Annotated in this window: 11 protein-coding genes and 1 riboswitch; of the genes, 10 read left to right on the plus strand and 1 reads right to left on the minus strand. The window is 34.6% G+C overall.

Annotated features, from left to right (window positions below; genetic code table 11):
* The first annotated feature begins 57 nt into the window (after positions 1 to 57).
* A complete protein-coding gene (locus PQ463_RS20410) occupies positions 58 to 564 on the plus strand; it encodes an RDD family protein (RefSeq protein WP_274255244.1) in 507 nt (168 codons plus the stop codon).
* Between the two features lie 122 nt (positions 565 to 686).
* Entirely contained in the window at positions 687 to 1097 is a 411-nt protein-coding gene (locus PQ463_RS20415) for an RrF2 family transcriptional regulator (protein WP_008466594.1), read from the plus strand.
* Between the two features lie 70 nt (positions 1098 to 1167).
* On the opposite strand, the gene PQ463_RS20420 is transcribed toward PQ463_RS20415, so the two are convergent.
* Positions 1168 to 1950, minus strand: a complete 783-nt coding sequence (locus PQ463_RS20420) for a sulfite exporter TauE/SafE family protein (RefSeq protein WP_111379420.1) — start codon at positions 1948 to 1950, stop codon at positions 1168 to 1170.
* A 316-nt stretch (positions 1951 to 2266) separates the two neighbouring features.
* On the opposite strand from PQ463_RS20420, the gene PQ463_RS20425 reads away from it, so the two are divergent.
* From PQ463_RS20425 to PQ463_RS20460, 8 genes are all read left to right on the plus strand, one after another.
* Entirely contained in the window at positions 2267 to 3154 is an 888-nt protein-coding gene (locus PQ463_RS20425; RefSeq protein WP_274255245.1) for a sulfite exporter TauE/SafE family protein, read from the plus strand.
* A 26-nt stretch (positions 3155 to 3180) separates the two neighbouring features.
* Positions 3181 to 3891, plus strand: a complete 711-nt coding sequence (locus tag PQ463_RS20430) for a phosphoadenylyl-sulfate reductase (RefSeq protein WP_274255246.1) — start codon at positions 3181 to 3183, stop codon at positions 3889 to 3891.
* A 111-nt stretch (positions 3892 to 4002) separates the two neighbouring features.
* The gene (cysD, locus tag PQ463_RS20435) at positions 4003 to 4902 is read left to right on the plus strand and encodes a sulfate adenylyltransferase subunit CysD (protein WP_008466601.1); all 900 of its coding nucleotides are present in this window, start codon (positions 4003 to 4005) and stop codon (positions 4900 to 4902) included.
* Between the two features lie 144 nt (positions 4903 to 5046).
* Positions 5047 to 6291 carry a sulfate adenylyltransferase subunit 1 gene (locus PQ463_RS20440; protein ID WP_274255247.1) on the plus strand — a complete coding sequence of 415 codons (1245 nt, stop codon included), beginning with the start codon at positions 5047 to 5049 and terminating at the stop codon, positions 6289 to 6291.
* An 81-nt stretch (positions 6292 to 6372) separates the two neighbouring features.
* A complete protein-coding gene (locus PQ463_RS20445; protein ID WP_274255248.1) occupies positions 6373 to 8463 on the plus strand; it encodes a ferredoxin-like domain-containing protein in 2091 nt (696 codons plus the stop codon).
* Entirely contained in the window at positions 8456 to 9229 is a 774-nt protein-coding gene (gene cobA / locus PQ463_RS20450) for a uroporphyrinogen-III C-methyltransferase (protein ID WP_274255250.1), read from the plus strand. The genes PQ463_RS20445 and cobA overlap by 8 nt, the downstream gene beginning before the upstream one ends.
* A gap of 183 nt (positions 9230 to 9412) precedes the next feature.
* Positions 9413 to 9994, plus strand: coding sequence for a precorrin-2 dehydrogenase/sirohydrochlorin ferrochelatase family protein (locus tag PQ463_RS20455; RefSeq protein WP_274255251.1), 582 nt, complete (start codon positions 9413 to 9415; stop codon positions 9992 to 9994).
* A 196-nt stretch (positions 9995 to 10190) separates the two neighbouring features.
* Positions 10191 to 11243: an NAD(P)/FAD-dependent oxidoreductase gene (locus PQ463_RS20460; RefSeq protein WP_073412897.1), complete on the plus strand. Its 1053-nt coding sequence runs from the start codon at positions 10191 to 10193 to the stop codon at positions 11241 to 11243.
* A 323-nt stretch (positions 11244 to 11566) separates the two neighbouring features.
* A riboswitch (SAM riboswitch) is annotated at positions 11567 to 11683 on the plus strand.
* The last annotated feature ends 167 nt before the right edge of the window (positions 11684 to 11850 follow it).

Here is an 11850-nt window from a genome sequence, read left to right on the forward strand (position 1 = left end):
ATACTTTAAAAGGTATATTTTTGTGGATCTTGAATATTTAATAATCAAAGTGAAAAAATGGCTAATTCTACATATGTGGTGGAAAAGAAATTGTTGACATCTGATCGTGATCGTTTCTTTAATGGTATTATTGATTTTGTTTTTATTTCAGTAAGCATATTTGTTTTTACGCTTGTGATTGTAATTATGGGTAATGTTTTTCAATGGGATATTTATAGTGTTTGGGTAGAAATTATGATAAGCCTTGGGCTAGTAGGGACATATCTTTCTTTTGCAATGCTTTATTATTTGTTTTTAGAAGGTCTTTTTGGAAGAACAATTGGGAAAATTGTCACTGGAAGTGTTGTAGTAGATGAAAATGGTTTAAAACCAAGTTTCAGAATTATTTTCGTTAGAACTTTATGTCGTTTAATTCCTTTTGAAGCATTATCGTTTTTAAGTAAATCGGCAAGATTTTGGCATGACTCTTTTTCTAAAACTTATGTGGTGGAGAAAAAAGATTTAGAACAAGATATGGAAAATTTTTATTCTTTAGATTTAATTGGACAAAAGGAAGTAATCTGATAGATTTAGTAGAATTTAACTTTATTCTTTGTGATAGTTCAAACAAAAAGCATACTTTTGTTATTCAATAATTTGCAAGAGTTTGATTTGAAATTAAATTCGGCAATCTAAATTTTACATTAGTGCTTTCAAAGAAAACAAAATACGGAATTAAAGCTTTAACTTATTTAGCAAGACGTGAAAACAATGAACCGGTACAAATAGCTGAAATTGCGAAAAGCGAACATATTTCAATTAAATTTTTAGAAAGTATTTTATTGTTGTTAAGAAACTCGGGTTTTCTTGGTGCTAAAAAAGGAAAAGGCGGAGGTTATTATCTGATAAAAGATCCAAAGGATATCAGTATGGCAAAAGTCTACAGAATTCTAGAAGGTCCAATTGCTTTACTGCCATGCGCGAGTCATAATTTTTACGAAAGATGTGATGACTGCGACGACGAATCAACTTGTGCGGCACGACGTTTAATGACAGAAGTTCGCGATAATACGCTTAAAATATTAGAAAGTAATTCTTTAGCAGATATTGCGTTTTAAGAATTAATTGATCCATAAAAAAAAGACCATTTCTGAATTTGAAATGGTCTTTTGTTTTATTTATGATGTATTAGAAAATCAATTTATAACCTGCTAAGAAAAGCATTACAGCAATCGCATTTCTAAGAAACTGATCGGGAACTTTTCCGCTTAACATACTTCCGCAATATATTCCAGGAAGTGATCCCATTAATAATTGTCCTAGCAAACCTAAATCTAAATTTCCCATTGACGCATGTCCAATTCCAGCAACTAAAGTTAAAGGAACAGCATGTGCGATTTCAGTTCCAACTAAACGAGGTGTTGGTAAAAGTGGATAAAGGAAAAATAAAGTCACAGTTCCTAAAGCTCCTGCTCCAATAGAAGTTAAGGTTACAGTTGCTCCTAAAAGTATTCCTATTCCTATTGTCAGCATATTTTGTGTAGTGCTTTCGCTATGGAATTTATCTCCAGCATGTTTTTGAGAGAACTTTAAAAGCCTTTTTTTGAAAATAATTGCAACAGAGGTAAATAGTAAAGCCCAACCTAAACTATATTTAATAACGCTATTTATAGTTTCAATATCAGTTTTAATGCTGTTTAAAATCCATAATGTTATTAAAGAAGCGGGTACACTGCCAAGAGTGAGCCAGCCTGTAATTTTCCAGTTGATATTGCCTTTTTTATTGTGAACAAAAACACCACCTGCTTTAGTGAATGCGGCGTATAATAAATCGGTTCCTACTGCGGTTGTTGGCGGAATATTAAAATATAATAAAATAGGAGTCATCAATGAGCCTCCGCCAACACCTGTTAATCCGACAATAAAACCAACTACTAAACCTGCAATTACAAGACCGATCTGAAAATCCATGAAAAATTATTTGCCGCTAAAATACAACAATTTTATAATAATCCTATCGATTTTATAGAGATTAGAAAAAGGTATTTAATAAACAAATGTTTTTGATGTATATATTGTTTGAATATCTTGTTATGGAGTGTTATTTGTGAAATTATTCGGCAAAATCTGTAAATCTCTCTTTTATAATATGCTAAATAGATAGTTTGAGGTTTAAAAAAATAATAATATTGCTTTGTAATTTAGAAATAAGTAGTATTTTTGCAAAGTAATCTACTAACCCGATAGGGTAATAGATTTTGGAAACAAATTCAATCATTTTTTTAATATGGAAAAAGAACTGAAAATAAATACGGCTGATTCTTTTAGAGAAAAGCTTTGGATTGGAATTCCTGTTGTTTTACTAGTAGGTTTATTATCTGTTTTAATATACAATCATCACGCAGAATTTACGTGGGATGGATTTGTGAATGGTTTTAATGCAGAGTTTTTAGTGTTTTTAGCCATTGGAGTTTTTGCTCAATTGGTCGACGGAACTTTAGGAATGGGCTATGGAGCGACTTCAACGTCATTTTTATTGGCTTACGGAGTTCCGCCAGTGGTAAGCAGTACAGCAGTTCACGTTTCGGAAATGTTTACGACTGGAGCGTCGGCACTTTCTCACCATCGTTTCGGGAACATCAATAAAAAACTGGTAAAGCATTTATTGATACCGGGAGTTTTGGGTTCTATTACAGGAGCTTATTTATTGTCTGATGTAATTGATGGAGATGTCATCAAACCATTTATCGCAGTTTACATGATTGTTTTGGCAATTATCATTATCAGAAAAGCGTTAAAAAAGAATATTGTAAAAAAGAAAACTAAGAAGTTAGGAGCCTTAGCAGTTTTCGGCGGATTCATGGATTCAGTTGGAGGTGGAGGCTGGGGGCCAATTGTAACTTCAACTTTATTAGGAAGAGGAAGAAATCCGAGATATACTATTGGTTCGGTAAACGCAGCTGAGTTTGCGATTTCATTTGCAAGTGGAATTACATTCATGCTTTTTGGAGGAATCCACGGATGGCAAGTAATCATTGGATTAATTTTAGGAGGGGTAGTTTCAGCGCCTTTAGCGGCTTATTTAGTAAATAAAATCAAAAGAAAACCAATGATGGTTGCTGTTGGGATTCTAATTATATTATTGAGTTTAAAAACATTATCTAAATTATTGTAAGAGATAATTTTAGAAAGGAGAGATTTATGAGTGCGAATATTGTACAAGAATTATTAGAGAAAACTAAAGATTTTTCGCTTGACGAAACCTTAGTTTTTTTAGCAAAAGAATTTCCAGGAAAAGTAATTTTTTCAACTTCTTTTGGTCAAGAAGATCAGGTAATTACCGATTTTATTGCAAAAAGTAACACAGATATTAAGGTGTTTACTTTAGATACAGGAAGATTATTTCAGGAAACGTATGATGTTTTTCATAAGACATTAAAAAAATACAAAAGACCAATTGAGGTTTATTTTCCAGAAGCGGCATCAGTAGAAAAACTGTTGCAGGAAAAAGGACCAAACAGCTTTTACGATTCCGTTGAAAACAGAAAAGAATGCTGTTTTATTCGAAAAGTAGTTCCGTTGAGAAAAGCTTTGGCTGGAAATTCAGTTTGGATTACGGGATTAAGAGCAGAACAATCAGAAAACAGACATGATTTAAGTTTGTTTGAATATGACGGAAACTTCGAAATCATCAAATTCAATCCGTTGCTAAAATGGACTTTAGAAGAAGTTGAAGCGTATTTGTCAGAAAACAATGTTCCTCAAAATGCTTTACACAAACAAGGTTTCGTAAGTATTGGATGTGCACCTTGTACGAGAGCGATTTTCCCTGGTGAAGATATCAGAGCCGGAAGATGGTGGTGGGAATCAAGCCATAAAGAGTGTGGGCTTCATAGTGCTAAGAAAGAGTAAATCTTTTTTAGTATTAAGACAAAAGAATTAAGTATTAAGAGAATAACAAAGTTGAAGATTTAGGAAAACTAAAATAAACCTGAAACTTAAAACTTGAAACAAAAAACAAAAATGAGTTCAGTATTAAAAACAAACGCTTTAGAGAGTGAAGCGATATACATTTTCAGAGAAGTAATTTCACAGTTTGACAAACCGGTTTTACTTTTCTCAGGAGGAAAAGATTCTATTACATTGGTGCGTTTAGCGCAAAAAGCATTTTTCCCTGCTAAGATTCCGTTTCCTCTTTTACACGTTGATACGGGACATAATTTCCCTGAAACAATTGCTTTCAGAGATAAATTGGTAGAAGAATTAGGTTTAGAGCTAATCGTTCGTAATGTTCAGGATGCTATTGATGAAGGAAAAGTAGTTGAAGAAACTGGAAAATATTCAAGCCGTAACAGCTTGCAGACTACAACACTTTTGGATGCAATTGAAGAATTTAAGTTTGATGCTTGTATTGGTGGTGCGCGTCGTGATGAAGAAAAAGCAAGAGCTAAAGAACGTATTTTCTCAGTTCGTGATGATTTCGGACAATGGGACGAAAAAAATCAAAGACCTGAATTGTTTGATATCTTAAATGGAAAAATTGAAAATGGTCAAAACGTTCGTGTTTTCCCAATTTCAAACTGGACAGAATTAGATGTTTGGAGTTATATCGAGAAAGAAAAAATCGAGATTCCGTCAATCTATTTCTCACATAAAAGAAAAGTTTTTTTGAGAGACGGTTTAATCTGGTCGCATTCTCCTTTTGTGTACCAAGAAGAAGACGAACAAATCGAAGAAAGAATTGTTCGCTTCAGAACCGTTGGAGATATGAGCTGTACAGCAGCTGTTGAATCTTACGCAGCAACAATCGAAGAAGTAGTTGGAGAAATCAGATCGTCAACCATTTCTGAAAGAGGAGCCAGAATCGATGACAAACGTTCTGAAGCTGCAATGGAGAAAAGAAAACAGCAAGGATATTTTTAATAATTGTTAATTATGAATTGTTAATTGTAAATGCAATTCGGGACGAAATTTTAAAAGTAAAAATCAAGAAAACAAAAACATACAGATTTATAAGTTTCGAGAGAACATGAAACCTGAAACTTTAAACCTGAAACAATATATAAGATGGACGTTTTAAAAATAGCAACAGCAGGAAGTGTAGATGACGGAAAAAGTACTTTGATCGGAAGATTATTGTATGATACAAAATCGTTGACAACTGATAAAATAGAAGCAATCGAAAAAAGCAGTAAACAAAAAGGATACGATTACCTTGATTTTTCTTTGGCAACTGACGGATTGGTGGCAGAAAGAGAGCAAGGAATCACGATTGACGTTGCGCATATTTATTTTTCGACTGCAAAGAAAAGTTACATTATTGCCGATACTCCAGGACACGTAGAATATACAAGAAACATGGTTACAGGAGCTTCGACTTCTCAGGTTTCTATCATTTTGATCGATGCCAGAAAAGGTGTTATCGAACAGACTTACCGTCACTTTTTCATCAATAATTTATTGAGAGTAAAAGAAGTAATCGTTGCCATCAACAAAATGGACTTAGTAGATTATTCAGAAGAAGTTTTCAATAAAATCAAAGCTGATTTTGAGGCTTTAAATGCAAAAAGTACTTTCAAAGAGCAAAACGTAAGCTACATTCCGTTAAGTGCAATCAACGGCGGAAACGTTGTGGATAAATCGGAAAACATGCCTTGGTACGATGGACAAACGGTTTTAGAACATTTGGAAGGATTACATGCTTCTGATGTTTACGAAGCAGGAAAAGCACGTTTCCCAGTTCAGACGGTTATTCGTCCTAAAACAGAAGAATACCACGATTTTAGAGGTTACGCAGGAAAATTATACGGAAACTCAATTAAAGTTGGAGATGCTGTAACAGTTCTTCCATCTTTAACAGAATCAACAGTTACTAAAATTCACTTTTTTGATAAACAATTTGACGAAGCTACAGCAGGTTCTTCAATTACAATCGAATTAGAAAATGATATCAATGTAACGAGAGGTGATATGATTGTAAAATCAAGTGAGCTTCCAAAAATTGAAAAAGACATTACCACAACAGTTTGCTGGATGGACAGTAAAAAACTGGTTGCAGGAACTAAATATTTGGTACAACACAATACCAACAGAGTTTTAGCAAAAGTAGAAAGCATTAAAAATACAATTGCAACAGATTACTCAGGAACGACAGAAGCTTCTCAATTGGCTATTAACGAAATTGGAGAAGTAACGATCAAATTAAGCAAACCGTTATATTTTGATTCATACAACGAAAACAAATCAAACGGAGCTTTCATCTTAATTGATACAGCAACTAACACAACAGCAGGAGTAGGATTCATTCGCTAGTTGATAGTTGATGGTTTTTGGTTGATAGTTATCTGCCAGCAAACCAACAACCAGCAACTGACAACCAACAACTAAAGAGAAATGGAAAGTTTTAGAACAGAAATAGAAAATCCGGTAGTTCAGAAGGAGATTATCGAATTAGAAAAAAAGATTCACTTATTCCGTGGAGGAAAAATTGATGATGAGCGTTTTCGTAGTCTTCGTTTAGCGCGTGGAATCTACGGTCAGCGTCAAGAAGGCGTTCAGATGATCCGTATTAAATTGCCTTATGGTAAAGTAACCAGCGAGCAATTGGTGCGTATCACCCAAGTTTCAGACAAATATTCTACAGGACGTTTGCACATTACAACACGTCAGGATATTCAGATTCACTATGTCAGTTTAGACAGAACTCCTGAGCTTTGGGCAGATTTGGCTAAAGACGATATTACACTTCGTGAAGCTTGTGGAAACACAGTTAGAAATATTACAGGAAGCGAATTGGCTGGAGTAGACGTAAACGAACCATTTGATGTTTCGCCTTATGCACACGGACTTTTCCAATATTTGTTAAGAAATCCAATCTGTCAGGAAATGGGACGTAAATTTAAAATTTCGTTCTCTTCTTCAGACGAAGATACCGCTTTGAGTTATCTACACGATTTAGGATTTATTCCGAAAATAAAAGAAGGACAAAAAGGTTTCAAAATCATGTTTGGTGGAGGTTTAGGATCTCAGCCGGCACATGCTGAATTACTTTCAGAGTTTGTTCCCGTAAACGAAATCATTCCAACAGCAGAAGGAATCATTCGTATTTTCGACAGATACGGAGAACGTGCTAAAAGAATGAAAGCGCGTATGAAGTTCTTAATCAAAGAAATGGGCAAAGATGCTTTCCTTGATTTGGTTGAAAAAGAGAAAAAAGCAATCGCTTTTCAAACATACGAAATAGATACAACCGCTTTCGACGGACCAATTACAGAACCGTTATTAGAAGTTCCGCAAGTTACAATCGAAGATACAGAAGCGTATGAAGCGTGGAAAAAATCGAATGTAATCAAACAGAAACAAGACGGTTATTATGCTATCGGAATCAAAGTTTTATTAGGAGATTTTTATACCGATAAAGCCAGATTATTAGCCGATTTAATCAAGAATTACGGAGCAAATGAATTGCGTTTTTCATTGCGTCAAAATATTGTAATACGAAACATAAAAGAAGAGAATCTTCCTTTCTTTTATCAAGAATTAGCCAAATTGGATTTTGTTCAATTAGGATATAATTCAGTTGGAGATATTACGGCATGTCCTGGTACAGATACTTGCAACTTGGGGATTGCAAGTAGTACCGGTATTGCAGAAGAATTAGAAAGAGTTTTAAGTGCTGAATATCCTCAGTATTTAAACAATACTGAAATCGAAATTAAAATTTCAGGTTGTATGAATGCCTGCGGACAGCACAATATGTCTGCAATTGGATTCCAAGGAATGTCTATCAACTCAGGAAAACTAGTGGCTCCGGCTTTGCAGGTTTTATTAGGCGGAGGAAGATTAGGAAACGGAGCAGGACGTTTTGCTGATAAAGTAATCAAAGTGCCTAGCCGTAGAGGTCCTGATGCGTTGCGTACCATTTTAAATGATTTTGATGCGAATGGAAGCGGACAAAAATTCCTAGATTATTATGATACAAAAGGAGAAAAGTATTTCTACGAAATCTTAAAACCTTACGCAGATGTAACCAATTTAACAGAAGCAGATTTTGTGGATTGGGGTAACGCAGACAATTACGTAAAAGCAGTTGGAGTTGGAGAATGTGCTGGAGTGGTGATCGATTTAGTAGCGACATTATTGTTTGAAGCTAAAGAGAAATTAATCTTGGCTCAGGAATCTTTTGACGAGAAAAAATGGTCAGATGCAATTTACCATGCTTACGCAGGATTTGTAAATGGTGCAAAAGCATTGTTATTGGCAGAAAACCAAAAAACAAACCACCACGCAGGAATCGTAGACTTGTTTGATACTGTTTTCATTGAGACAAATAAAATCGAATTAAACTCAACTTTTAAAGACTTGGTTTACCAAATCAATAAAAATGAACCATCTGAAGCTTTCGCTAAAGGTTACATTGCACAAGCAACTGTTTTCTTTGACAAAATCGAAACTTTCAGAGCTCAGGAATTAGCAAATGCATAATATAAAACCCAAAATAACTTTAGTCGGTGCAGGTCCGGGCGATCCCGATTTACTTACGCTAAAAGCTGTAAAAGCATTGGCTGAAGCAAATGTGGTTTTATACGACGCTTTGGCCAACGAAGAAATTCTGGATTATGCACCCAAAAATGCGATTCGGATTTTTGTTGGAAAAAGAATCGGAAATCATGCTTACACGCAGGATCAAATCAATCAGCTGATTGTAGATAATGCACTGACATACGGAAACGTAGTGCGACTAAAAGGTGGAGATCCATTTATTTTTGGAAGAGGCGGAGAAGAAATTGATTTTGCAGAAAGTTTCGGAATTGAAACTATCGTAGTTCCTGGAATTTCATCTGTAGTTGCAGTTCCTGCAAGTCAGGGAATTTCGATTACAAAAAGAGGTGTTTCAGAAAGCTTTTGGGCAATTACAGGGACAACTTCTGATAGGAAATTATCTTCAGATGTAGCCTTGGCAGCGCAATCTTCTGCAACAGTTGTAATCTTGATGGGAATGCACAAATTGCCTCAAATAATCGATTTGTTTCAAAAAGAAGATAAAGGAAATTTACCGGTTGCGATCATCCAAAACGGAACAACGGCTGAAGAAAAAGTAGGTGTTGGAACTGTAGATTCGATTTTAGAAGTTGTAAAACAAAAAGAATTAGGTTCGCCAGCCATTATTGTTTTAGGTGAAGTGGTTCGCGAAAGCAACAAACTAAAAGGATTCTATGAAGAATTTCTATCAAAAGAAATAGCAAGATAAAGTAAAAATCATCGAATTCTATTCGTTATAATTTTACCATTAAGAGCATGAAGTTAATAAAGCGATGCTTAATCTTCCTTAATAACTTAATGGTAAGAAGAAAATTAAGAAAAGCTCTTAATTTTTAAAAGGTAGATTTAAGAGCAAAAAGGTATAATTTTGTTTAGATGAAATTAAATTAAAATGGAACAAAACGAATTATATCCAATATTTCTAAAGCTTCACAATTTAAATGTATTAATTGTAGGCGGAGGAAATGTCGGTCTGGAAAAGCTTTCTTTCTTGCTTAAGTCAAGTCCGAATGCTAATGTTGAGGTAGTGGCAAAAGAATTTCATTTAGAAATAAAAGTTTTAGCCGAAAAGCACCCTTCGATAACATTGACAAAATCGAAGTTCAAAAAGAAAATGCTTAAAAAACGTCACATGGTAATTGCCTGTACAGACGATTTGAAAGTAAATAAAAAGGTTTACGATTTAGCGAGAAAACGCTATTTGATTTGCAATATCGCTGATACACCAGATTTATGTGATTATTATTTGGGCGGAATCGTAACTAAAGGAAATGTCAAAATTGCCATTTCAACAAACGGAAAATCGCCAACAACAGCCAAAAGGCTTAGAGAGTTTTTTGAAGAAGTAATTCCCGAAGATATCAATCAAATGGTTGAGAACCTGAATGAATACCGAAAAACGCTTAAAGGCAATTTTGAGGATAAAGTAAAGAAAATGAATGAAATAACTGCTTCTTTGAAAAGTAAAGAATAACAAAAAGTTCCAGAGGAACGATAATATTGGTAGCGTCGGGTTTTAACCCGATGTAAAAGAATGAATGAGATTACCTCTTCATTAAAAAATAGAGAGTAAAAAAGTTTCGGAAAGAAATTAATGATAAAAATCATTGAAAGTACAAGGATTTATTCGTTTCTTTGCGTTATTAAGAATGATTATAAACAACAACATAATGATTAAAACAGATATACTTATAATTGGAGCGGGCCCAACAGGTTTATTTGCCGTTTTTGAGGCAGGATTGCTAAAATTAAAATGCCACATTTTAGATGCGCTTCCACAACCAGGAGGACAACTATCAGAGTTATATCCAAAAAAACCAATTTATGATATTCCTGGATTCCCAGAAGTATTAGCCGGAGATTTAGTTGACGGATTAATGGAGCAAATCAAACAATTTGAGCCAGGTTTTACATTAGGAGAACGTGCCGAAACAGTTGAAAAGCAAGAAGACGGAACTTTCATAGTAACATCAAACAAAGGAACTAAATTCCACGCGCCAGTTATCGCAATCGCTGGAGGTTTAGGAAGTTTTGAGCCTCGTAAACCACTTATCGAAGATATCGAGTTTTATGAAGATAAAGGAGTAAAATACTTCATCAAAAATCCTGAGAAATTCAGAGATAAAAGAGTTGTAATTGCAGGAGGAGGAGATTCAGCATTAGACTGGTCAATTTTCTTAGCAAACGTAGCTTCAGAAGTAACTTTAATCCACAGAAGAAACGAATTTAGAGGAGCTTTAGATTCTGTAGAAAAAGTACAGGAATTAAAATCAGCTGGAAAAATCAAATTAATCACTCCGGCAGAAGTTATCGGAATCAACGGTGCTGAGCATGTTGAATCATTAGATATCGAAGAAAACGGAGCACACCGTAAAATCGAATGTGATTATTTCATTCCGCTTTTCGGATTAACACCAAAATTAGGTCCAATAGGTGACTGGGGATTAGAAATCGAGAAAAATGCCATCAAAGTAAACAATGCATTAGATTACCAAACTAACATTCCAGGAATCTTTGCCATTGGAGACGTAAACACATACCCAGGAAAATTAAAGTTAATTCTTTGCGGATTCCACGAAGCAACTTTAATGTGCCAAGCTGCTTACTCAATCATCAACCCAGGTAAAAAATACGTATTGAAATATACAACAGTTTCTGGTGTAGACGGTTTTGACGGAACTCGTAAAGAGGCTCCGAAAGCGGTTGTGAAAGCGATAGTCTAAGGTTCTAAGTTGCTAAGACGCTAAGATTCTAAGATTTTATATAGGAAGCTCAAACTTTTAGTTTGGGCTTTATTTTTTAGAAGATGTATAAAAAACATGGCCAGTGGTTTCAACCACTGGAGCACATTGTATTGAGACAGCGGATAATCAATATGCATAATGACAATACGTTTCCCACGGTTGAAACCGTGGGATATGTTTGAAAATCTGGAGCCAATTTTAAAACTTAGAATCTCAGAATCTTAGCGTCTTAGCATCTTTAAAAAAACATTTGCAAATCGAAACCCTATTTCATACCTTTGCACTGTTCTTAAAATTATTGTCAGTTATCACGAAAGGCGGAGGGATAGACCCGATGAAACCTTAGCAACCCTTTATCATAAAGAAGGTGCTAAATTCTACTTTATACGACATTTTCCAGTATTAAAGATAGATAACACAAATACATACTCGTATTTCTCAAAACTTTTCTCGATAACATATAATATTTACTGAAACAGATCCTGTATCAGGAGCGAATCATTGGCGCATTTTTGCAGTCAGTAGTTCCCGCTTTACGTTGCAATCATTTTGCTTTTTAAAGGAAAAAGCAAAATAATTTCCACTT

This window comes from Flavobacterium sp. KACC 22763 (genome assembly GCF_028736155.1).
Lineage (GTDB): Bacteria > Bacteroidota > Bacteroidia > Flavobacteriales > Flavobacteriaceae > Flavobacterium.